Origin of the sequence: Escherichia sp. 93.1518 (assembly GCF_013368915.2) — a bacterium.
Classification (GTDB): Bacteria; Pseudomonadota; Gammaproteobacteria; order Enterobacterales; family Enterobacteriaceae; genus Escherichia; species Escherichia ruysiae.
Genome location: NZ_JABWMT020000007.1, coordinates 96,067 through 120,583, shown reverse-complemented (window position 1 = coordinate 120,583; position 24,517 = coordinate 96,067). Strand labels below are relative to the sequence as shown.

Here is a 24,517-nt window from a genome sequence, read left to right as displayed (position 1 = left end):
ATGCCAAAGATTGTTATTTTGCCTCATCAGGATCTCTGCCCTGATGGCGCTGTTCTGGAAGCTAATAGCGGTGAAACCATTCTTGATGCTGCGTTGCGTAACGGTATCGAGATTGAACACGCCTGTGAAAAATCATGTGCCTGCACCACCTGCCACTGCATCGTGCGTGAAGGTTTTGACTCGCTGCCGGAAAGCTCAGAGCAGGAAGACGACATGCTGGACAAAGCCTGGGGGCTGGAGCCGGAAAGCCGTTTAAGCTGCCAGGCGCGCGTCACTGACGAAGATTTAGTGGTCGAAATTCCGCGTTACACTATCAACCATGCGCGTGAGCATTAACAGAGGTTAGTATGGGACTTAAGTGGACCGATAGCCGCGAAATTGGCGAAGCACTGTACGATGCGTATCCCGATCTCGACCCGAAAACGGTTCGATTCACCGATATGCATCAGTGGATTTGCGATCTGGAAGATTTCGACGACGACCCGCAGGCATCTAACGAGAAAATCCTCGAAGCGATTTTGTTAGTCTGGCTGGACGAAGCTGAGTGAATAAACGGGCTGCCTGGGGGTGGCCCGTTTTGCTGTTAAACAAATAAGGATAACTAAAATGACAGAAGCGATGAAAATTACCCTCTCGACCCAGCCTGCCGACGCGCGCTGGGGAGAAAAAGCGACTTACAGCATTAATAATGATGGCATTACCCTGCATTTGAACGGGGCGGACGATCTGGGGCTGATCCAGCGTGCGGCGCGCAAGATTGACGGTCTGGGCATCAAACATGTTCAGCTAAGCGGTGAAGGCTGGGATGCGGATCGTTGCTGGGCATTCTGGCAAGGTTACAAAGCCCCGAAAGGCACGCGTAAAGTGGAGTGGCCGGATCTGGACGATGTTCAACGTCAGGAGCTGGATAACCGCCTGATGATCATCGACTGGGTGCGTGACACCATCAACGCACCGGCGGAAGAACTGGGGCCATCGCAACTGGCACAGCGTGCTGTTGATCTGATCAGCAACGTCGCGGGCGATCGTGTGACTTACCGGATCACCAAAGGCGAAGATCTACGCGAACAAGGCTATATGGGGCTGCACACCGTCGGGCGCGGTTCAGAACGTTCTCCAGTATTGCTGTCGCTGGATTACAACCCAACTGGCGATAAAGAAGCGCCGGTGTACGCGTGCCTGGTAGGTAAAGGTATCACCTTTGATTCCGGCGGCTACAGCATCAAACAGACTGCGTTTATGGATTCGATGAAGTCCGATATGGGCGGTGCGGCAACGGTTACCGGGGCGCTGGCATTTGCCATCACTCGCGGTCTGAACAAGCGCGTGAAGCTTTTCCTCTGCTGTGCGGATAACCTGATCAGCGGCAACGCGTTCAAGCTGGGCGATATCATCACCTATCGCAACGGTAAAAAAGTCGAAGTGATGAACACCGATGCGGAAGGGCGCCTGGTGCTGGCAGATGGCCTGATTGACGCCAGTGCGCAGAAACCAGAACTGATTATTGATGCCGCGACCTTGACCGGAGCGGCGAAAACCGCGCTGGGTAATGATTATCACGCGCTGTTTAGTTTTGACGATGCGCTGGCAGGGCGTTTGCTGGCGAGTGCCGCGCAAGAGAACGAACCATTCTGGCGTCTGCCGCTGGCAGAATTCCACCGCAGCCAGTTGCCGTCAAACTTTGCTGAACTGAACAACACCGGAAGCGCGGCGTATCCGGCAGGCGCGAGCACGGCGGCGGGCTTCCTGTCGCACTTTGTTGAGAACTATCAGCAAGGCTGGTTGCATATAGATTGTTCGGCGACTTACCGTAAAGCGCCGGTTGAACAGTGGTCTGCGGGCGCGACCGGGCTGGGTGTGCGCACGATTGCTAATCTGTTAACGGCGTAATCGTTTATGCCGGATGCGGCATAAACGCCTTATCCAGCCTACAAAGTATTGCAAATTCAACAAATTGCGATTCCTTTGTAGGCCTGATAAGCGTAGCGCATCAGGCACTTCCGCCCCGAACGTTGAATGAATTGTGGTTCTTATGTCCGAAACAAAAAACGAACTTGAAGACCTGCTGGAAAAAGCAGCAACCGAACCGGCGCATCGTCCGGCTTTTTTCCGTACTCTACTGGAATCCACCGTCTGGGTGCCAGGTACAGCGGCGCAGGGCGAGGCTGTGGTTGAAGATAGCGCGCTTGATTTACAACATTGGGAAAAAGAAGACGGCACCAGCGTCATTCCTTTTTTCACCTCGTTAGAAGCACTTCAACAGGCGGTTGACGGCGAACAGGCATTTGTCGTAATGCCCGTTCGCACATTGTTTGAGATGACCCTTGGCGAAACGCTTTTCCTTAATGCCAAACTGCCTACCGGTAAAGAATTTATGCCGCGTGAAATCAGTTTGCTGATCGGTGAAGAGGGTAATCCGCTGAGCAGTCAGGAAGTACTGGAAGGCGGCGAATCGCTGATATTATCGGAAGTCGCAGAGCCGCCAGCACAAATGATTGATTCACTCACTACCTTATTTAAAACTATTAAGCCGGTGAAGCGCGCTTTTATTTGTTCAATTAAAGAGAACGAAGAGGCACAGCCTAATCTGCTTATTGGCATTGAAGCCGATGGTGATATCGAAGAAATTATTCAGGCGACGGGAAGTGTAGCGACCGATACATTACCAGGCGATGAACCTATTGATATTTGCCAGGTGAAAAAAGGGGAAAAAGGAATTAGCCACTTTATTACCGAACATATTGCGCCATTCTATGAACGTCGCTGGGGTGGCTTTTTGCGTGATTTTAAACAGAATCGGATAATCTAAAATATGCCGCCCAAAAGGGCGGCATTCGGGCTTACTTGCTGTTCTGAAGGTTGTGAGCCACCAGTAAATTATTACCAGAGAGACTCCGGTTATTATTTACTTCGGAAAACAGCGCACCAGAAACAATAAGTACGATACAAAAGCACCGTATCTTCATTGTGCGGTCCATGCGAAGACCGCATCACGACAGCACCACTGGCGATATTGCCGCGATAGCAAGCACTGTGGGGTACCTGCATTTAGGGTCATGGAACATCCTTTCCTAAAGCCAGCGCCCGTTTGCGAGACGGCGAAAAGGGCCGTCAAGAATAATACCCTCATGTTTGAATAATTACTCTGTTTATTATCTTGACATGGCCAGGCATAAAAGAGAGTATTTCAACACTGTGGGGTGCCTGCGTTGCTCCGGCAACACAAGTCAACCAGCTGGAAAGGCCGCGAACCAGACCAGCAACAAAAAACCGCCAAATTCGGCGGTTTTTTGTTGCCTGTAAAAAGCTTATTTCACTGGCTCAACCGGTAAATCTGCTCGCGCGCCCCATTCACTCCATGCGCCGTCGTACAGTTTCACGTTTGGCACATCCAGCGTAGCAAGTGCCAGTAACACAACGGCGGCCGTTACACCAGAGCCGCAGCTGACAATAATCGGTTTGTCATAGCTGATACCGTAACTAAAAAATATCGCATCGAGTTCATCAGTCGTTTTCAGTTCACCTTCACGCACCAGCTCCGTCCAGGGAACATTCAGCGCGCCGGGAATATGCCCGCGACGTAAACCAGGGCGAGGTTCATCAATTTCAGCGTTAAAACGTGCAGCCGGACGGGCATCGATAATTTGCGCCGTTTTTTCATGGCTTGCCAGCAATACATCGGTGACTTTCACCACGGCTTCCGGGTTAAAGGCGGTGTTAAACTCTCCTTCTGGCAGCTCCACTTCGCCTTCTTCTAACAGTAGGTCATCACGCTGCCAGCCCGCCAGTCCACCGCCAAGAATCGACACTTTCTCCACGCCAAAGGTGCGCAGCATCCACCATGCTCGCGGGGCTGAGAAAAGATTACCTTCGTCATAGACAATCAGATGTTTGTCCTGATTAACGCCCAGTTCACGCATCGCTACGGCGAACGTTTCCGGGCGCGGCAGCATGTGCGGAAGCGGGGAGGTGTGATCGGAAAGAGCTTCGATATCGAAAAATACTGCGCCGGGGATATGCCCATTGAGATACTCCTGGGCAACGTTACGATCTTCCTGTCCGGGCGGTGCCATGCGGGCATCAATAATCTGAATTTCAGGATCATCAATATGTTCGGCGAGCCAGTCGGCTCCTACAAACCATGTCGTGGACATAGGCATCTCCATTTTTGCCGGGGTAGGCTAAATTGTCGGACGTTTAGTGAAAAGCGACAAGCAAAAGAGGCTGATTTGGCTGCCTGAGCCACATTTATCACCAAAATTCAGATTCTGTGGACGTGATACTGAATTACATAACGCTAATTCTCACGCATAATAATTATTCGACGTTGCTAACGGGCCATTGTGGCAGGGATGATAAATGAAAAAGTTACGCATAGCCGCCTGCATGTTAATGCTGGCGCTGGCAGGGTGCGACAACAACGATAACGCGCCAACAGCGGTGAAAAAAGATACCCCTTCTGAAGCTGCTAAAGGTACATCTTCAGAAAACGCGAGTTCAGCAAAACTCTCTGCGCCGGAGAGGCAAAAACTGGCACAACAGAGTGCCGGTAAGATACTGACATTGCTTGATCTCTCTGAGGTACAACTCGATGGTGCAGCCACGCTGGTGCTGACTTTCTCCATCCCCCTCGACCCGGATCAGGATTTCTCGCGTGTTGTTCATGTCATCGATAAAAAGAGCGGTAAAGTGGATGGTGCCTGGGAGCTGTCAGATAATCTTAAAGAGCTGCGTTTACGCCACCTCGAACCTAAACGTGATTTGATCGTGACTATTGGGCAGGAAATGAAGGCGCTCAATAACGCAACCTTCAGTAAAGATTACGAAAAGACGATCACCACCCGCGATATTCAACCCAGCGTCGGTTTTGCCAGCCGTGGTTCGCTGCTGCCTGGAAAAGTCGTTGAAGGACTGCCGGTAATGGCGCTCAACGTTAACAATGTCGATGTTAACTTCTTCCGTGTTAAACCCGAATCTCTGCCAGCATTCATTAGCCAATGGGAATACCGCAATTCGCTGGCGAACTGGCAATCTGACAAATTGCTGCAGATGGCGGATCTAGTCTACACCGGACGTTTTGATCTCAATCCCGCGCGTAATACCCGTGAAAAATTATTGCTACCGCTGGGTGATATCAAACCGCTTCAGCAGGCGGGCGTGTATCTGGCTGTGATGAATCAGGCCGGACGTTACGATTACAGTAATCCCGCGACTCTGTTTACATTAAGTGATATCGGCGTATCGGCTCACCGTTATCATAATCGTCTGGATATCTTTACCCAAAGCCTGGAAAACGGTGCGGCTCAGCAAGGAATTGAAGTCTCGTTATTAAATGAGAAAGGGCAGACTCTGACTCAGGCGACCAGTGATGCACAGGGTCATGTACAGCTGGAAAACGATAAAAACGCGGCATTACTGCTGGCACGTAAAGATGGTCAGACAACGCTGCTCGATTTAAAACTTCCGGCGCTGGACTTAGCGGAATTTAACATTGCTGGTGCACCGGGTTATAGCAAACAGTTCTTTATGTTTGGCCCGCGCGATCTTTATCGCCCGGGTGAAACCGTAATCCTCAACGGCTTACTGCGTGATGCAGACGGTAAAGCATTGCCCGATCAACCCATCAAGTTAGACGTGATTAAACCTGACGGGCAGGTACTGCGTAGTGTCGTTAGTCAGCCGGAGAATGGCCTCTATCACTTTACCTGGCAACTGGATAGCAGTGCGGCAACCGGCATGTGGCATATTCGCGCTAACACTGGCGATAACCAGTATCGGATGTGGGATTTCCACGTCGAAGATTTTATGCCAGAACGCATGGCGTTGAAGCTGACCGGCGAGAAAATCCCGTTAACGCCGAAAGATGAGGTGAAATTCTCCGTGGTGGGTTACTACCTGTACGGTGCGCCTGCTAACGGTAATACTTTGCAGGGGCAGCTTTTCCTGCGCCCTCTGCGTGAAGCGGTTTCTGCATTACCTGGTTTCGAATTTGGCGATATAGCTGCCGAAAACCTTTCCCGCACGCTGGATGAAGTTCAGTTGACGCTGGATGATAAAGGGCGCGGCGAGGTTTCTACAGAAAGCCAGTGGAAGGAAACGCATTCCCCATTGCAGGTTATTCTCCAGGGCAGTTTGCTGGAATCTGGCGGTCGCCCGGTGACGCGCCGTGCTGAACAGGCTATATGGCCTGCCGATGCGCTCCCGGGGATCCGCCCGCAGTTCGCCTTGAAATCGGTTTACGATTACCGTACTGACACGACTGTAAAACAACCCATTGTTAATGAAGGCAGCAACGCCGCTTTTGACATCGTTTATAGCGATGCACAGGGCGTGAAAAAAGCCGTTTCGGGCTTGCAGGTGCGTCTGATTCGCGAACGTCGAGATTACTACTGGAACTGGTCAGAAGATGAAGGCTGGCAGTCACAGTTTGATCAAAAAGATCTGATCGAAAATGAACAAACGCTGGATCTTCAAGCGGATGAAACTGGTAAGGTAAGTTTTCCGGTAGAGTGGGGCGCTTATCGTCTGGAAGTCAAAGCGCCGAATGAAGCGGTTAGTAGCGTGCGTTTCTGGGCTGGCTATAGCTGGCAGGACAACAGCGACGGTAGCGGTGCGGTACGTCCGGATCGCGTCACGATGAAACTGGATAAAGCCAGTTATCGTCCTGGCGATACCATTAAGTTGCACATTGCCGCGCCAACGGCGGGTAAAGGCTACGCGATGGTCGAGTCCAGTGAAGGGCCGCTGTGGTGGCAAGAGATTGATGTTCCGGCACAAGGGCTGGATTTAACGATTCCGGTCGATAAAACCTGGAATCGGCACGACCTCTATTTAAGTACGCTGGTGGTGCGTCCTGGCGATAAATCTCGCTCTGCGACGCCAAAACGCGCGGTTGGCGTGTTGCATTTGCCGCTTGGCGATGAAAACCGTCGTCTCGATCTGGCGCTGGAAACACCGGCAAAAATGCGCCCCAATCAGCCATTAACTGTGAAAATCAAAGCCAGCAATAAAAATGGTGATATGCCAAAACAGGTGAATGTGCTGGTGTCTGCCGTTGATAGCGGTGTGCTGAATATTACTGATTACGTTACGCCAGATCCGTGGCAGGCGTTCTTCGGTCAGAAACGCTATGGCGCAGACATATACGATATTTACGGTCAGGTCATTGAAGGTCAGGGGCGTCTGGCAGCTCTGCGTTTTGGTGGCGATGGCGATGAACTGAAACGTGGTGGTAAGCCGCCGGTCAATCACGTCAATATTGTCGCGCAACAGGCACAGCCGGTAACGCTCAACGAACAGGGCGAAGGTACGGTTACACTGCCGATTGGCGATTTTAACGGTGAATTGCGCGTCATGGCGCAAGCCTGGACGGCAGATGACTTCGGCAGCAACGAAAGCAAAGTGGTTGTTGCGGCACCCGTGATAGCCGAACTGAACATGCCGCGCTTTATGGCGAGTGGCGACACTTCGCGCCTGACGCTGGATATCACTAATCTTACCGATAAACCGCAAAAACTGAACGTTGCCCTGACCGCCAGTGGTTTGCTTGAACTGGTCAGCGATTCACCCGCAGCCGTTGAATTAGCGCCAGGTGTGCGTACAACGCTGTTTATCCCGGTGCGAGCATTGCCGGGTTATGGCGATGGAGAAATTCAGGCCACCATTAGCGGGTTAGCGTTACCGGGTGAAACCGTTGCCGATCAGCATAAGCAGTGGAAAATCGGCGTCCGTCCGGCGTTCCCGGCACAAACGGTTAATTACGGTACGGCGTTGCAGCCTGGTGAGACATGGACGATTCCGGCGGATGGATTGCAAAACTTCTCGCCTGTTACGCTGGAAGGGCAATTGTTGTTGAGCGGCAAACCACCACTGAACATCGCACGTTATATCAAAGAGTTAAAAGCGTATCCGTACGGCTGTCTTGAGCAAACCGCCAGCGGCCTGTTCCCGTCACTTTATACCAACGCAGCCCAACTGCAGGCGTTGGGCATCAAAGGCGACAGTGATGATAAACGCCGTGCGGCAGTTGATATTGGCATTTCCCGTTTGTTGCAAATGCAACGCGATAATGGCGGTTTTGCGCTATGGGATAAATACAGTGACGAAGAGTACTGGCTGACGGCTTATGTGATGGATTTCCTGGTTCGCGCAGGTGGGCAGGGTTACAGCGTGCCGACAGAAGCTATTAACCGGGGTAATGAGCGTCTGCTGCGCTATTTACAAGATCCGGGCATGATGTCGATCCCGTATGCCGATAATCTCAAAGCCAGTAAATTCGCCGTACAGTCTTACGCTGCGCTGGTGCTGGCTCGTCAGCAAAAGGCACCGCTGGGTGCGCTGCGTGAAATCTGGGAGCGTCGTGCAGATGCCGCTTCTGGTTTACCGCTACTGCAACTTGGCATTGCGCTGAAAACCATGGGTGATGCGACGCGGAGTGTAGACGCAATTGCGCTGGCGCTGAAAACGCCGCGTAATAATGATGAGCGGATATGGCTTGGCGATTACGGTAGCCCACTGCGCGACAACGCGTTGATGCTCTCCTTACTGGAAGAGAACAAACTGTTGCCAGATGAGCAGAACACCCTGCTGAATACACTTTCGCAGCAGGTGTTTGGTGAACGCTGGCTATCAACTCAGGAAAGTAATGCGTTGTTCCTGGCTGCCCGTTCGATTCAGGATTTACCGGGTAAATGGCAAGTGCAAACCTCTTTCTCTGCCGAGCCGCTGACAGCCGAGAAAGCCCAAAACAGCAATCTGAATAGCGATCAACTGGCAACTTTGCAGGTAACTAACAGTGGCACCCAGCCGTTATGGCTGCGTGTGGATGCCAGCGGTTATCCGCAATCCGCACCTTTACCTGCGAGTAATGTGCTGCAAATCGAGCGTCATATTCTTGGTACTGACGGTAAGAGCAAATCGCTGGACTCTTTACGTAGCGGCGATCTGGTACTGGTCTGGTTGCAGGTAAAAGCCAGTAACAGCGTGCCAGATGCGCTGGTGGTTGATTTGCTGCCAGCGGGTCTGGAACTGGAAAACCAGAACCTGGCGAACGGCAGCGCCAGTCTGGAGCAAAGTGGTAGCGAAGTGCAAAACCTGCTTAATCAAATGCAGCAGGCGAGCATTAAGCACATTGAGTTTCGTGACGATCGCTTTGTGGCGGCGGTTGCCGTTGATGAATACCAGCCGGTTACGCTGGTATATCTGGCGCGGGCGGTGACGCCGGGAACGTATCAGGTGCCGCAGCCGATGGTGGAATCGATGTATGTTCCTCAATGGCGGGCGACCGGCGCGGCTGAAGATCTGCTGATTGTCAGACCGTAAATGCTTCGTCTGTTAAGTAAACGCGGTTGCTGGATAACGCTGGCAGCCGCGCCCTTTATTATCATTCTGGCGGCGTGGGGAGCAGATAAACTCTGGCCTCTGCCGCTGCATGAAGTCAATCCCGCACGTGTGGTCGTGGCGCAGGATGGAACGCCGCTCTGGCGCTTCGCCGATGCTGACGGTATCTGGCGTTATCCAGTGACTATCGAAGATGTTTCTCCGCGTTACCTTGAAGCACTGATCAATTACGAAGATCGCTGGTTCTGGAAGCATCCTGGCGTAAACCCGTTCTCGGTGGCGCGCGCTGCCTGGCAGGATCTGACTTCGGGACGGGTTATCTCCGGCGGCAGCACGCTCACTATGCAGGTTGCTCGTCTGCTTGATCCTCACCCCAAAACGTTTGGCGGTAAAATTCGCCAGCTCTGGCGCGCGTTACAACTGGAGTGGCATCTGTCTAAACGTGACATTCTGACCCTGTATCTTAACCGCGCCCCGTTTGGTGGCACGTTGCAGGGGATTGGTGCGGCAAGCTGGGCTTATCTTGGAAAATCGCCCGCGAATTTAAGCTATTCCGAGGCAGCAATGCTGGCTGTGTTACCGCAAGCGCCCAGCCGACTGCGCCCGGATCGCTGGCCGGAGCGTGCTGAGGCCGCGCGTAATAAAGTGCTCGAACGGATGGCGGTGCAAGGTGTGTGGTCCCGCGAGCAGGTAAAAGAGTCAAGCGAAGAACCCGTCTGGCTGGCGCCCCGACAAATGCCGCAACTGGCACCGCTGTTTTCACGGATGATGCTCGGTAAAAGTAAAAGCGACAAAATTGTTACTACGCTGGATGCCGGTCTTCAGCGGCGTCTGGAAGAACTGGCGCAAAACTGGAAAGGACGATTGCCACCGCGCAGTTCACTCGCGATGATCGTGATTGATCATACCGATATGCGTGTTCGCGGCTGGGTGGGATCGGTCGATCTCAACGATGATTCACGCTTTGGTCATGTTGATATGGTCAATGCGATCCGATCGCCAGGATCGGTGCTCAAACCCTTTGTTTATGGTCTGGCGCTGGATGAGGGATTGATCCATCCGGCATCGCTGTTGCAAGACGTCCCACGACGCACTGGTGATTACCGGCCTGGAAACTTTGACAGCGGTTTTCATGGCTCGATCAGCATGAGTGAGGCGCTGGTACGCTCGCTGAACTTACCTGCTGTGCAGGTGCTGGAAGCCTATGGCCCGAAACGGTTTGCGGCAAAATTACGCAATGTTGGGTTGCCGTTGTATTTGCCCAATGGTGCTGTGCCGAATCTTTCGCTCATTCTCGGCGGTGCTGGCGCAAAACTGGAGGATATGGCGGCAGCGTACACCGCTTTTGCCCGCCACGGTAAGGCAGGAAAATTGCGCTTACAGCCTGACGATCCGCTGCTTGAACGCCCCTTAATGTCGCCGGGCGCCGCATGGATCATCCGCCGAATCATGGCTGATGAAGCGCAGCCCTTGCCGGACGGTGCCTTGCCGCGCGTCGTACCCCTGGCGTGGAAAACGGGCACCAGCTACGGCTATCGTGATGCCTGGGCGATAGGTGTAAACGCTCGCTATGTGATTGGCATCTGGACTGGCAGACCGGACGGCACGCCCGTTGTCGGTCAGTTTGGCTTTGCCAGCGCCGTACCGTTGTTGAATCAGGTTAATAATATTTTGTTGTCGCGCAGTGCAAATCTGCCGGAAGATCCGCGCCCGAACTCAGTCACTCGTAGCGTTATCTGCTGGCCTGGCGGGCAGTCTTTACCAGAAGGTGACAGTAACTGTCGCCGTCGTCTGGCAACCTGGTTATTGGATGGAAGCCAGCCGCCAACCCTGTTACTGCCAGAGCAAGAAGGGATTAATGGCATCCGTTTTCCCATCTGGCTGGATGAAAATGGCAAACGCGTCGCCGCCGATTGCCCACAGGCGCGACAAGCAATGATGAATGTCTGGCCACTACCGCTGGAACCCTGGTTGCCTGCATCAGAACGCCGCGCTGTGCGCTTGCCACCAGCCTCGACAATTTGCCCACCGTACGGTCACGACGCTCAGCTCCCGCTGCAATTGACTGGCGTTCGTGATGGCACCATTATCAAGCGTTTACCTGGTGCGGCGGAAGCGACTTTGCCGGTGCAATCCAACGGTGGTGCCGGAGAACGCTGGTGGTTTCTGAATGGCGAACCGTTAGCTGAACGCGGGCGTAGTGTGACTCTGCATTTAACGGAAAAAGGTGATTATCAATTGCTGGTAATGGATGAAGTGGGGCAGGTAGCGACAGTGAAATTTGTTATGCAATAGTCTGTTTCCACCATGTTTGTTGCTTAAACTAGGTTTATTTTAAAAAAATGTTACCTTCATCAATAGTCAACGGCTCTGTTGCTCATTATAATCCGCGCCATCTCGTACGCTGGTACAGACAACAACAGAATAATTTACAGAGGTAAAAATGGCAATTGAACGTACTTTTTCCATCATTAAACCGAACGCGGTAGCAAAAAACGTCATTGGTAATATCTTTGCGCGCTTTGAAGCTGCAGGGTTCAAAATTGTCGGCACCAAAATGCTGCACCTGACCGTTGAGCAGGCTCGTGGCTTTTATGCTGAACACGATGGGAAACCGTTCTTTGATGGTCTGGTTGAGTTCATGACCTCTGGTCCGATCGTCGTTTCCGTGCTGGAAGGTGAAAATGCCGTTCAGCGTCACCGCGATCTGCTGGGCGCGACCAACCCGGCGAACGCTCTGGCGGGAACTCTGCGCGCAGACTACGCTGACAGCCTGACCGAAAACGGCACTCATGGCTCCGATTCTGTAGAATCTGCCGCTCGCGAAATCGCCTACTTCTTCGGCGAAGGCGAAGTGTGCCCGCGCACCCGTTAATAATTTCGTAAATGCCGCGTGCAAACGTGGCATCCGTGCGCCAGAATTTGTACAATGCAGCGCCCCCGGACGAGCAGCCGCTCACCGGGGCGTTTCTTTTTTCAACCCTCCAGGGGCCATAACGTGTAATAACGAGGCCGGAATAGCATATGTCTGAACAATTAGTCACACCTGAAAACGTCACCACGAAAGATGGAAAAATTAACCTGCTGGATCTCAACCGTCAGCAGATGCGGGAGTTTTTTAAAGAGTTAGGTGAAAAACCCTTCCGCGCCGATCAGGTGATGAAGTGGATGTATCACTATTGCTGCGACAACTTTGATGAGATGACCGACATCAACAAAGTGTTGCGTGGCAAACTGAAAGAGGTGGCGGAAATCCGCGCACCGGAAGTGGTTGAAGAACAGCGTTCATCCGACGGCACCATCAAATGGGCGATTGCTGTTGGCGATCAGCGTGTCGAAACGGTGTATATCCCGGAAGACGACCGCGCCACGCTTTGTGTCTCCTCGCAGGTTGGTTGTGCGCTGGAGTGTAAATTCTGTTCCACTGCCCAGCAGGGTTTTAACCGTAACCTGCGGGTGTCGGAAATCATCGGTCAGGTGTGGCGTGCGGCGAAAATCGTCGGCGCAGCAAAAATCACTGGTCAGCGTCCGATCACTAACGTAGTGATGATGGGCATGGGCGAACCGCTGCTCAACCTGAACAATGTCGTTCCGGCGATGGAAATCATGCTCGATGATTTCGGTTTTGGTCTGTCTAAACGTCGCGTGACGCTTTCCACTTCCGGTGTGGTTCCGGCGCTGGATAAACTGGGCGATATGATTGACGTTGCGCTGGCAATTTCCCTGCACGCGCCGAACGACGAAATTCGTGATGAAATTGTACCAATCAACAAAAAGTACAATATCGAAACGTTCCTTGCTGCAGTGCGCCGTTATCTGGAGAAATCCAATGCTAATCAGGGCCGAGTCACTATTGAATACGTGATGCTTGACCACGTTAACGATGGCACTGAACACGCGCACCAACTGGCGGAGCTGCTGAAAGATACGCCGTGTAAGATTAACCTGATCCCATGGAACCCGTTCCCGGGCGCGCCGTATGGTCGTAGTTCGAACAGCCGTATCGACCGCTTCTCAAAAGTGCTGATGAGCTACGGTTTCACCACCATTGTGCGTAAAACTCGTGGTGATGATATCGACGCCGCCTGTGGTCAGCTGGCGGGCGATGTCATTGACCGTACTAAACGTACTCTGCGTAAACGGATGCAGGGTGAAGCCATCGATATTAAAACGGTCTGATAGCCATTACGCCACGGTTACTTTATGTACCGTGGCGTAATGTTTTATGAATGTAGCATTAAGTTGCAATTGTCTGATCAATATTAACGGTGCGTTTTTGCTGACTTTAAGGCAGTATGTAACGATGCAACAGTAAGTTAGCTTTGATTCATGTGGGCTTTGTCACGAGCACACAGACAGTCTTATACTGTATGATAAAGGTTAACTTTACGGATGTTTCGCGGTGTGGGTGGGCGTGATGGTTCACCGGCATCCCAATTCTCTTTTAAACGTACCTGCAGCGAATGAATACTGAAGCCACGCACGACCAAAATGAAGCACTTACCACCGGCGCTCGCTTGCGTAATGCCCGTGAACAACTTGGACTTAGCCAGCAAGCCGTTGCCGAACGACTTTGTTTGAAGGTTTCCACGGTACGCGACATTGAAGAAGATAAGGCACCCGCCGATCTTGCTTCAACATTCTTGCGCGGGTATATCCGCTCTTATGCGCGTCTGGTCCATATTCCGGAAGAAGAACTGCTGCCGGGACTGGAAAAGCAGGCTCCACTGCGAGCCGCAAAAGTTGCGCCAATGCAGAGTTTTTCCCTCGGCAAACGCCGCAAAAAACGCGATGGCTGGTTGATGACTTTCACCTGGCTGGTGCTGTTTGTGGTGATTGGCCTGAGCGGCGCCTGGTGGTGGCAGGATCACAAAGCCCAGCAGGAAGAGATTAGCACCATGGCTGATCAATCCACTGCGGAGCTGAATAATAACCAGAGCCAGAGTGTACCGTTAGATACATCTGCTACCGAAACCCAGACGACTACATCGCCTGCGGCTGTAGATACCACCGCCACGAACACGCAAACACCAGCCGTGACGACGCCAGCACCCGCTGTAGCGCCGCAGCAGGACGCGGTTGTTCCTCCTTCACAGGCAAATGTTGATATCGCGGCTACTACTACACCAGCGGCGCCAGTTGCAACAACAACGCCAGATGGCGCTGCGCCGTTGCCAATTGATCAGGCTGGCGTGACCACTCCGGCGGCTGATCCTAATGCGCTGGTGATGAACTTTACTGCTGATTGCTGGCTGGAAGTCACCGATTCTACCGGCAAAAAACTGTTTAGCGGGATGCAGCGTAAAGGCGGTAATTTGAATTTAAGCGGTCAGGCACCGTATAAACTGAAAATTGGTGCACCAGCCGCAGTACAGATCCAGTATCAAGGGAAACCTGTCGATCTGAGTCGTTTTATCAGAACTAACCAGGTTGCGCGTCTGACCCTCAATGCCGAACAATCACTGGCGCAGTAACAGACGGGTAACGCGGGAGATTTTTCATGCATAACCAGGCTCCAATTCAACGTAGAAAATCAACACGTATTTACGTTGGGAATGTGCCGATTGGCGATGGTGCTCCCATCGCCGTACAGTCCATGACCAATACGCGTACGACAGACGTCGAAGCAACGGTCAATCAAATTAAGGCGCTGGAACGTGTCGGCGCTGATATCGTTCGCGTCTCTGTACCGACGATGGACGCGGCAGAAGCGTTCAAGCTCATCAAGCAGCAGGTTAACGTACCGCTGGTGGCCGACATCCACTTCGACTATCGCATTGCACTGAAAGTAGCGGAATACGGCGTTGACTGTCTGCGCATTAACCCAGGCAATATTGGTAATGAAGAACGCATTCGCATGGTGGTTGACTGTGCGCGCGATAAAAACATTCCGATTCGTATTGGTGTTAACGCTGGATCGCTGGAAAAAGATCTGCAAGAAAAGTATGGCGAACCGACGCCGCAGGCGTTGCTGGAATCTGCCATGCGCCATGTTGATCATCTCGATCGTCTGAACTTTGATCAGTTCAAGGTCAGTGTGAAAGCATCTGACGTTTTCCTCGCGGTTGAGTCTTATCGTCTGCTGGCAAAACAGATCGATCAGCCGTTGCACCTGGGGATCACCGAAGCCGGTGGCGCACGCAGCGGGGCGGTGAAATCGGCCATTGGTTTAGGTCTGCTGTTGTCGGAAGGCATTGGCGACACGCTGCGCGTCTCGCTGGCGGCTGATCCGGTCGAAGAGATCAAAGTCGGTTTTGATATTTTGAAATCGCTGCGTATTCGTTCGCGTGGCATCAACTTCATCGCCTGCCCGACCTGCTCACGTCAGGAGTTTGACGTTATCGGTACGGTTAACGCGCTGGAGCAACGTCTGGAAGATATCATCACCCCGATGGACGTTTCGATTATTGGCTGCGTGGTGAATGGCCCAGGCGAGGCGCTGGTTTCTACGCTTGGCGTTACGGGCGGCAACAAGAAAAGCGGCCTCTATGAAGATGGCGTGCGCAAAGACCGTCTGGACAATAACGACATGATCGATCAGCTGGAAGCACGCATTCGTGCGAAAGCCAGCCAACTGGACGAAGCGCGTCGAATTGACGTTCAGCAGGTTGAAAAATAATAACGTGATGGGAAGCGCCTCGCTTCCCGTGTATGATTGAACCCGCATGGCTCCCGAAATATTGAGGGAAGCGTTGAGGGTTCATTTTTATATTCAGAAAGAGAATAAACGTGGCAAAAAACATTCAAGCCATTCGCGGCATGAACGATTACCTGCCTGGCGAAACGGCCATCTGGCAGCGCATTGAAGGCACACTGAAAAACGTGCTCGGCAGCTACGGTTACAGTGAAATCCGCTTGCCGATTGTAGAGCAGACCCCGCTATTCAAACGTGCGATTGGTGAAGTCACCGACGTGGTTGAAAAAGAGATGTACACCTTTGAGGATCGTAATGGCGACAGCCTGACTCTGCGTCCTGAAGGGACGGCGGGCTGTGTACGCGCCGGCATCGAGCATGGTCTTCTGTACAATCAGGAACAGCGTCTGTGGTATATCGGGCCAATGTTCCGTCACGAGCGTCCGCAGAAAGGGCGTTATCGTCAGTTCCATCAGTTGGGCTGCGAAGTTTTCGGTCTGCAAGGCCCGGATATCGATGCCGAACTGATTATGCTCACCGCCCGCTGGTGGCGTGCGCTGGGTATCTCTGAGCACGTTACTCTCGAACTGAACTCTATTGGTTCGCTGGAAGCTCGCGCCAATTACCGCGATGCGCTGGTTGCGTTCCTTGAACAGCATAAAGAAAAGCTGGACGAAGACTGTAAACGTCGTATGTACACCAACCCGTTGCGCGTGCTGGATTCCAAAAATCCGGAAGTGCAGGCGTTACTCAACGACGCTCCGGCGTTGGGCGATTATCTGGATGAAGAGTCTCGCGAGCATTTTGCCGGTCTGTGCAAACTGCTTGAGAGCGCAGGCATTGCCTACACCGTAAACCAGCGTCTGGTGCGTGGTCTGGATTACTACAATCGTACCGTTTTTGAGTGGGTCACTAACAGCCTCGGTTCCCAGGGCACGGTGTGCGCGGGCGGTCGTTATGACGGTCTGGTGGAACAACTGGGCGGTCGCGCCACACCGGCAGTCGGTTTTGCGATGGGCCTCGAACGTCTGGTGTTGTTAGTTCAGGCAGTTAACCCGGAATTTAAAGCCGATCCCGTTGTCGATATATACCTGGTGGCTTCGGGTACTGATACACAATCTGCGGCTATGGCATTAGCTGAGCGTCTGCGTGATGAATTACCTGGCGTGAAACTGATGACCAACCACGGTGGCGGCAACTTTAAGAAACAGTTTGCCCGTGCTGATAAATGGGGTGCCCGCGTTGCTGTGGTGCTGGGTGAGTCTGAAGTAGCTAATGGCACGGCAGTAGTGAAGGATTTGCGCTCTGGTGAGCAAACGGCAGTTGCGCAGGATAGCGTAGCCGCGCATTTGCACACGTTACTGGGTTAAGGAAGGAGAAGGACAGCGTGGAAATTTACGAGAACGAAAACGACCAGGTTGAAGCGGTTAAACGCTTTTTTGCTGAAAATGGCAAAGCACTGGCTGTTGGGGTGATTTTAGGCGTTGGCGCACTGATTGGCTGGCGCTACTGGAACAGCCATCAGGTTGAGTCCGCACGCTCCGCTTCTCTTGCCTATCAAAATGCGGTTACCGCAGTTAGCGAAGGCAAACCGGACAGCATCCCAGCGGCGGAAAAATTTGCTGCTGAAAATAAAAATACTTACGGCGCGCTGGCTTCTTTGGAACTTGCGCAGCAATTTGTTGACAAAAATGAACTAGAGAAAGCCGCCGCTCAATTGCAACAAGGGTTGGCGGACACGAGCGATGAAAATCTCAAAGCCGTGATAAATCTGCGTCTTGCCCGAGTTCAGGTGCAGCTCAAGCAGACTGATGCTGCGCTGAAAACCCTTGATACCATAAAAGGTGAAGGGTGGGCTGCCATTGTTGCCGACTTGCGTGGTGAAGCATTACTGAGCAAAGGTGATAAGCAAGGTGCGCGTAGTGCATGGGAAGCAGGCGTGAAAAGCGATGTGACCCCGGCACTGAGCGAAATGATGCAGATGAAAATTAATAATTTGTCCATCTGAGAGGGACCCGATGCAATTGCGTAAATTACTGCTGCCAGGAGTGCTTTCCGTTACCCTTTTAAGCGGCTGTTCGCTGTTTAACAGTGAAGAAGATGTGGTCAAGATGTCCCCATTGCCGACCGTTGAAAACCAGTTTACGCCGACCACGGCGTGGAGCACTTCCGTTGGTAGCGGCATTGGTAACTTCTACTCTAATCTTCATCCGGCACTGGCGGATAACGTTGTCTATGCAGCCGATCGCGCTGGTTTGGTAAAGGCGATGAATGCGGATGATGGTAAAGAAATCTGGTCTGTCAGCCTGGCTGAGAAAGATGGCTGGTTATCTAAAGAGCCGGCATTACTTTCTGGCGGTGTGACCGTCGCAGGTGGTCATGTCTATATTGGCAGCGAAAAAGCGCAGGTTTACGCGCTGAACACCAGCGATGGCACTGTGGCATGGCAAACCAAAGTAGCGGGTGAAGCACTTTCTCGCCCGGTGGTCAGCGACGGTCTGGTGTTAATTCACACCAGCAACGGTCAGCTGCAGGCGCTGAACGAAGCTGACGGCGCTGTTAAATGGACTGTTAACCTTGATATGCCTTCGCTTTCTCTGCGTGGTGAGTCTGCGCCAGCAACTGCATTTGGTGCGGCAGTCGTCGGTGGCGATAATGGTCGCGTCAGTGCTGTGTTGATGCAGCAGGGACAGATGATTTGGCAGCAGCGTATCTCCCAGGCGACCGGTTCAACCGAAATTGACCGTCTGAGTGATGTTGATACTACGCCAGTGGTTGTGAACGGTGTTGTTTTCGCGCTGGCCTATAATGGTAACCTGACGGCGCTTGATTTGCGCAGTGGTCAGATTATGTGGAAACGCGAACTGGGTTCGGTGAATGATTTCATTGTCGACGGTAACCGTATCTATCTGGTTGATCAAAATGACCGGGTAATGGCGTTGACCATCGATGGTGGCGTGACGCTGTGGACACAAAGCGATCTGCTGCACCGCCTGCTGACTTCTCCGGTGCTGTATAATGGCAACCTGGTGGTGGGTGATAGCGAAGGTTATCTGCACTGGATTAATGTGGAAGATGGACGTTTCGTTGCCCAACAAAAAGTTGATAGCTCCGGTTTCCAGACTGACCCGGTTGCCGCTGATGGCAAACTGCTGATCCAGGCAAAAGACGGAACCGTGTACTCCATTACACGTTAATCGTCTCTGTCGTTCACTTTGAAAACGGCTCCTGGACAGGAGCCGTTTTCCTGTTTTTAACAACGACGCGAAAATAGCGTGCGTTGTCTGATGATTTATAAAAATGAGGCTTTAAACATGGTACCTGTGGTCGCGCTTGTCGGGCGCCCTAACGTAGGAAAATCCACGTTATTTAACCGTCTAACTCGCACCCGAGATGCGCTGGTTGCGGATTTCCCGGGTCTGACTCGTGACCGTAAGTACGGTCGTGCGGAAATTGAAGGCCGCGAGTTTATCTGTATTGATACCGGCGGGATTGACGGTACAGAAGACGGTGTAGAAACTCGCATGGCGGAACAGTCGCTGCTGGCGATTGAAGAGGCGGATGTGGTGCTGTTTATGGTGGATGCGCGCGCGGGTCTGATGCCTGCGGATGAAGCCATTGCCAAACATCTGCGTTCCCGCGAAAAGCCAACCTTCCTGGTGGCGAACAAAACCGATGGACTGGACCCGGATCAAGCAATCGTTGATTTTTATTCACTTGGTTTAGGTGAAATTTACCCAATTGCCGCTTCGCATGGTCGTGGCGTATTAAGTCTGCTGGAGCACGTGCTGCTGCCGTGGATGGAAGATATCGCGCCGCAAGAAGAAGTCGACGAAGACGCTGAATACTGGGCGCAATTTGAAGCGCAAGAGAACGGCGAAGAAGAAGAGGAAGACGACTTTGATCCGCAAAGTCTGCCGATCAAACTGGCGATTGTTGGTCGTCCAAACGTCGGTAAGTCTACACTCACTAACCGTATCCTGGGTGAAGAGCGCGTCGTGGTTTACGACATGCCAGGCACGACGCGTGACAGTATCTACATTCCGATGGAACGTGACGGACGTGAGTATGTGCTCATTGATACTGCGGGCGTGCGTAAACGCGGAAAAATTACCGATGCGGTAGAGAAGTTCTCGGTAATCAAAACATTGCAGGCGATTGAAGATGCCAACGTTGTGATGTTGGTAATTGACGCACGCGAAGGTATTTCTGATCAGGATCTCTCCCTGCTTGGCTTTATTCTCAATAGTGGGCGCTCACTTGTGATTGTGGTGAACAAATGGGACGGCCTGAGCCAGGAAGTGAAAGAGCAGGTGAAAGAGACGCTGGACTTCCGTCTGGGCTTTATCGACTTCGCTCGTGTGCATTTTATCTCTGCATTGCACGGTAGCGGTGTTGGTAACCTGTTTGAATCAGTACGTGAAGCATATGACAGCTCTACCCGTCGTGTGGGGACATCTATGCTGACGCGTATCATGACCATGGCTGTTGAAGATCACCAGCCGCCACTGGTTCGCGGGCGTCGTGTGAAGCTGAAATATGCCCACGCTGGTGGTTATAACCCGCCGATTGTGGTGATTCACGGCAACCAGGTGAAAGACCTGCCTGACTCGTACAAACGTTACCTGATGAATTACTTCCGTAAATCTCTGGACGTGATGGGTACGCCGATTCGTATTCAGTTCAAGGAAGGGGAAAACCCGTATGCGAACAAGCGTAACACTCTAACGCCGACCCAGATGCGTAAACGTAAGCGTCTGATGAAGCACATTAAGAAAAGTAAGTAATTACTTATTGGGTTTCTCTTGCCATCCAGGAAGGGAAACCCAACCAATCGCGAGGAAGAAATATGGAACTCAACTGCCCAGTCTGCCAAAGCCCTCTCGAACGCAATGGCGAGACGGCTCACTGCACAACTTGCGATAAAGATTTCACTGTTCAGGCGCTTTGCCCTGACTGTCATCAGCCGTTACAGGTATTAAAAGCCTGTGGCGCGGTGGATTATTTCTGCCAGAATGGACACGGTTTAATTTCTAAAAAACGCGTTGAATTTACCACTGCTTAATATCACGGGAATATATATTTTTCTTTTATATATTCCCGGTATAAATTTTATGAGCTATTTTCTATTACTTTAACACGTAATTAGAGTGAACAAACTCCCATTATTATAACTTTAAGAATATATTTAGCATTTCTGGTGTGCAATCTCTGAACTATCTGGAATACAATGCCGAAGCTAATTTCAGATTATAAAATAGTTACAGGGAAAAGGCATGTTGCGATGGATACGCTATTTTATGCTAATTTTTATCTCTGGTGCTGCTTATGCGACACCAGAGATAAAGGTTAAGCAAAGTGACTCTTCATTACCGGATTTGGGAAGCGAAGCTGCCTTACAAGAAGAACAAAATAATAAAGGTAAATCCTTCAAAGAGCGTGGTGCCAACTACGTCGCCGAATCCGCCCAGCAGGGGTTTGAGAACCTGACCCCAGAAGCTCTGGAATCCCAGGCCAGAAGCTATCTGCAAGGGCAAATCACCTCATCCGCACAGTCTTATATTGAAGGTGCGCTTTCTCCATACGGTAAAGTCCGCTCAAATCTTTCTCTCGGTCAGGATGGCTCGCTGGACGGTAGTTCAATCGACTATTTTGTTCCTTTATATGACAATCAAAAAAGTGTTTATTTCAGCCAGTTATCCGCTCAACGTAAAGAGGAACGCACGATAGGTAATATAGGTTTTGGGGTGAGGCATAATTTTGATAAATGGCTTCTGGGTGGAAATATATTTTACGATTATGATTTCACTCGCGGACATCGCCGTTTAGGGTTAGGGACTGAAGCCTGGACGGATTATTTAAAACTTTCTGGTAACTATTACCATCCACTTTCTGACTGGAAAGACTCAAAAGATTTCGACTTCTATTTAGAACGACCTGCGCGTGGTTGGGATGTGCGTGCGGAAGCCTGGCTACCTTCTTATCCACAGTTGGGGGGCAAAGTTGTTTTCGAGCAATATTATGGTGACGAAGTTGCGCTGTTCGGCACTGATAATTTAGAGAAAGATCCGTATGCGGTGACGCTTGGAGTTAACTATCAACCAGTTCCGTTATTGACAGTCGGGACGGAATATAAAGCAGGCACTGGAGATAACCGTGATCTTAGTATTAACGCTACCGTTAACTATCAGTTCGGTGTACCACTTAAAGATCAACTGAATAGCGATAATGTCAAAGCAGCCCACTCGCTGATGGGTAGCCGACATGACTTTGTTGAGCGAAATAATTTTATTGTTCTGGAATATAAAGAAAAAGACCCTCTCGACGTTACGCTCTGGCTAAAGGCTGATTCCACTAACGAACATCCGGAATGTGTTATCAAGGACACCCCGGAAGCTGCGGTGGGACTGGAAAAATGTAAGTGGACCATTAATGCGCTGATCAACCATCACTATAAAATTGTCGCCGCCTCCTGGCAGGCGAAAAACAATGCCGCCCGCACGCTAGTGATGCCTGTGGTGAAAGCCAACACCATCACCGAGGGTAACAATAATCACTGGAATCTGGTGTTGCCTGCCTGGCAATACAGCTCTGATCAAGCCGAACAAGAAAAGCTCAACACCTGGCGAGTGCGTCTGGCGCTGGAAGATGAAAAGGGTCATCGGCAAAACTCCGGTGTGGTAGAAATCACCGTACAGCAGGATCGTAAAATTGAGCTGATCGTCAATAACATTGCTAACGTGCCTGAAGAAAACAATCACAGCCATGAAGCCAGCGCCCAGGCTGATGGTGTCGATGGCGTGGTGATGGATCTTGATATCACTGACAGTTTTGGTGATGACACGGATCGTAACGGTGATCCGCTTCCAGACAATGGTCTGAGTCCACAACTTTATGATGCACAAGACAAAAAAGTCACGCTCGCCAATAAGCCCTGCTCAACCGATAACCCCTGTGTCTTTATCGCGAAGCAAGATAAAGAGAAAGGAACCGTCACACTCTCCAGTACGTTACCCGGCACTTTCCGTTGGAAAGCAAAAGCTGCTCCGTATGACGACAGCAACTATGTGGATGTGACATTCCTTGGTGCCGGGGAGAATGATGTTAATGCGTTTATCTACCGTATATCTGCGACTAACCCCGTCAATCTTATCGACAATGAGAAAGAGCATTTACCTGTGGATAACGCCTACCGTTTTGTCTTATGGCGTGACGCCAATAAAGATGGTGTTTTCCAGCAGTCGGAAAAACTGACGGAAGAAGAGATGGCGCAATACGACTACCAGTGGGAATTTACCGGGCACAGCGTTAATGGCTACACCGGTGCGCAATCGAATACCAGTAATGAAGATATTGTCATCCCTGCCACCAACGACGAGGCCGTGCAGAAGTTCGGTGCTCAAAAAGAAGATGGCGTGCAGGGATATGGATTACGTGTGGTTTACAGCAAGCACTAGATCGGCGTAATGGCCGATCGGCCAGCCGCTGGAAATTAATCAAGGAGAGAGTTGCATGAAACATTATTTAAAGCGACCGATGACCAAAGTCGCGCTGGCACTGGCTCTAGCAGGGTACTGCGCAGTACCTGCCGCCATGGCAGAAGGGCAGGGCAATCTAAGAGCTGGCCAGTGGCAATCAGAGACGCAATCAACCGGAACGATTCAGGGTACAGTGCCGTGGATAACCCGTAGCGCGACAGAAATCACCGACGCCGATAAATCTCATGTGTCCATAACCGTTGATCGCGGTGGTCGTACTGCATCTACGGATGGCGAAAAGCAATTTCATGTTGGCGATAAGTTAACGGCAAACTGGGCCATTGGCGATACCCAGGGCGATCTTGATGACAACAACACCGCGACAAAAGCGACGCTGCAATGGATGAGCTTTAGTGACCAGGCGGGGGGCGATCCGAAGGAGATCGGTACTGCTGGCAGTGATACTTACACCATTGCCGCAGCAGATGCTGACCGCTATATCGGTTTGAAAATTACCCCAACCACGACAACCGGCGACCCTAACGTCGCAGAACAACTGGTGCTGTTGGATCTCTCTACTAACGCAGGCGGTGGTTCTGACAGCGATGATATTCCTGAAGGGCCAGTATTTGATGACGCAGTTAAAGTTGTCATTCACGAGAAGGATATCAATACCAACCTGCTGGGTAAAGATACCAAACTTAAAACGAATACCACCTATCAGGTCATGCTGTGGAAAGATAAAAACAGCAACGGTTCCTACGATACGGGTGAAGAGGTTACCAGCCAGTACAACTACCGCTGGCGCTTTACCGGCACCAGTCTGCAGTTGCGGACGGCGGGGGGGATTGTCAACCCGAGCTACAACAACAGCGACCTGGTTATCCCGGTTACCAATGCCGAAGCGAAGACTGCGTTCGACTACAGCGAAGGCGGCCTCACAATTGGCGCAGATGGTGTTCAGGGCTACGGTTTGTCCATCGACTACCAGAGAAAATAATCGTCACCGGCACCATTCCCCAGGGGAATGGTGCTTTTCCGCGCACTTTGCTTAACCTGCGTTAAG

19 protein-coding genes are annotated in these 24,517 nt (G+C 51.6%); 17 read left to right on the top strand and 2 right to left on the bottom strand.

All coding sequences use genetic code 11. The annotated features are described in order from the left end of the window. From fdx to sseB, 4 genes are all read left to right on the top strand, one after another. Window positions 1-336 (top strand): ISC system 2Fe-2S type ferredoxin, encoded by a 336-nt coding sequence (fdx, locus tag HEN21_RS07295; RefSeq protein WP_001124469.1) that lies wholly within the window; start codon window positions 1-3, stop codon window positions 334-336. Between the two features lie 11 nt (window positions 337-347). Next, window positions 348-548: a Fe-S cluster assembly protein IscX gene (iscX, locus tag HEN21_RS07290; RefSeq protein WP_000523616.1), complete on the top strand. Its 201-nt coding sequence runs from the start codon at window positions 348-350 to the stop codon at window positions 546-548. 58 nt (window positions 549-606) lie between these two features. Further along, entirely contained in the window at window positions 607-1,890 is a 1,284-nt protein-coding gene (gene pepB, locus HEN21_RS07285) for an aminopeptidase PepB (protein WP_105286667.1), read from the top strand. A 142-nt stretch (window positions 1,891-2,032) separates the two neighbouring features. Continuing rightward, complete coding sequence (sseB, locus tag HEN21_RS07280; RefSeq protein ID WP_105286668.1) at window positions 2,033-2,809, top strand: enhanced serine sensitivity protein SseB; 777 nt, start codon at window positions 2,033-2,035, stop codon at window positions 2,807-2,809. Window positions 2,810-2,840: 31 nt separating this feature from the next. Here the strand turns inward: sseB and timP are convergent, their stop codons facing one another. Further along, window positions 2,841-2,966, bottom strand: coding sequence for a small toxic inner membrane protein TimP (timP, locus tag HEN21_RS22990; protein WP_286192448.1), 126 nt, complete (start codon window positions 2,964-2,966; stop codon window positions 2,841-2,843). Between the two features lie 342 nt (window positions 2,967-3,308). Beyond that, window positions 3,309-4,154, bottom strand: coding sequence for a 3-mercaptopyruvate sulfurtransferase (sseA, locus tag HEN21_RS07275; protein ID WP_176251781.1), 846 nt, complete (start codon window positions 4,152-4,154; stop codon window positions 3,309-3,311). A gap of 205 nt (window positions 4,155-4,359) precedes the next feature. On the opposite strand from sseA, the gene yfhM reads away from it, so the two are divergent. The 13 genes from yfhM to HEN21_RS07210 all read left to right on the top strand — a co-directional run bounded on the left by yfhM (window position 4,360) and on the right by HEN21_RS07210 (window position 24,451). Further along, the gene (gene yfhM, locus HEN21_RS07270) at window positions 4,360-9,321 is read left to right on the top strand and encodes an alpha2-macroglobulin (protein ID WP_176251780.1); all 4,962 of its coding nucleotides are present in this window, start codon (window positions 4,360-4,362) and stop codon (window positions 9,319-9,321) included. Next, window positions 9,322-11,634, top strand: a complete 2,313-nt coding sequence (gene pbpC / locus HEN21_RS07265) for a peptidoglycan glycosyltransferase PbpC (protein ID WP_176251779.1) — start codon at window positions 9,322-9,324, stop codon at window positions 11,632-11,634. A 148-nt stretch (window positions 11,635-11,782) separates the two neighbouring features. Further along, window positions 11,783-12,214, top strand: a complete 432-nt coding sequence (gene ndk / locus HEN21_RS07260; RefSeq protein ID WP_000963837.1) for a nucleoside-diphosphate kinase — start codon at window positions 11,783-11,785, stop codon at window positions 12,212-12,214. Window positions 12,215-12,363: 149 nt separating this feature from the next. Then, window positions 12,364-13,518, top strand: a complete 1,155-nt coding sequence (locus HEN21_RS07255; protein WP_176251778.1) for a bifunctional tRNA (adenosine(37)-C2)-methyltransferase TrmG/ribosomal RNA large subunit methyltransferase RlmN — start codon at window positions 12,364-12,366, stop codon at window positions 13,516-13,518. A 284-nt stretch (window positions 13,519-13,802) separates the two neighbouring features. After that, complete coding sequence (gene rodZ / locus HEN21_RS07250) at window positions 13,803-14,813, top strand: cytoskeleton protein RodZ (RefSeq protein WP_001090829.1); 1,011 nt, start codon at window positions 13,803-13,805, stop codon at window positions 14,811-14,813. A 26-nt stretch (window positions 14,814-14,839) separates the two neighbouring features. Further along, on the top strand, window positions 14,840-15,958 hold the full coding sequence (gene ispG, locus HEN21_RS07245; RefSeq protein ID WP_000551807.1) for a flavodoxin-dependent (E)-4-hydroxy-3-methylbut-2-enyl-diphosphate synthase: 1,119 nt from the start codon (window positions 14,840-14,842) through the stop codon (window positions 15,956-15,958). A 110-nt stretch (window positions 15,959-16,068) separates the two neighbouring features. Then, entirely contained in the window at window positions 16,069-17,343 is a 1,275-nt protein-coding gene (hisS, locus tag HEN21_RS07240; RefSeq protein ID WP_016158779.1) for a histidine--tRNA ligase, read from the top strand. 17 nt (window positions 17,344-17,360) lie between these two features. Next, complete coding sequence (gene yfgM, locus HEN21_RS07235; protein ID WP_000409213.1) at window positions 17,361-17,981, top strand: ancillary SecYEG translocon subunit YfgM; 621 nt, start codon at window positions 17,361-17,363, stop codon at window positions 17,979-17,981. A gap of 10 nt (window positions 17,982-17,991) precedes the next feature. After that, the gene (gene bamB / locus HEN21_RS07230; protein ID WP_001177079.1) at window positions 17,992-19,170 is read left to right on the top strand and encodes an outer membrane protein assembly factor BamB; all 1,179 of its coding nucleotides are present in this window, start codon (window positions 17,992-17,994) and stop codon (window positions 19,168-19,170) included. 117 nt (window positions 19,171-19,287) lie between these two features. Then, entirely contained in the window at window positions 19,288-20,760 is a 1,473-nt protein-coding gene (gene der, locus HEN21_RS07225) for a ribosome biogenesis GTPase Der (protein ID WP_016158778.1), read from the top strand. A gap of 62 nt (window positions 20,761-20,822) precedes the next feature. Next, a complete protein-coding gene (locus HEN21_RS07220; protein WP_000422360.1) occupies window positions 20,823-21,038 on the top strand; it encodes a zinc ribbon domain-containing protein in 216 nt (71 codons plus the stop codon). A gap of 211 nt (window positions 21,039-21,249) precedes the next feature. After that, the gene (gene sinH / locus HEN21_RS07215) at window positions 21,250-23,430 is read left to right on the top strand and encodes an intimin-like inverse autotransporter SinH (protein ID WP_176251777.1); all 2,181 of its coding nucleotides are present in this window, start codon (window positions 21,250-21,252) and stop codon (window positions 23,428-23,430) included. A gap of 55 nt (window positions 23,431-23,485) precedes the next feature. After that, window positions 23,486-24,451, top strand: coding sequence for a SinI family autotransporter-associated protein (locus HEN21_RS07210; protein WP_000683614.1), 966 nt, complete (start codon window positions 23,486-23,488; stop codon window positions 24,449-24,451). Window positions 24,452-24,517 lie beyond the last annotated feature (66 nt).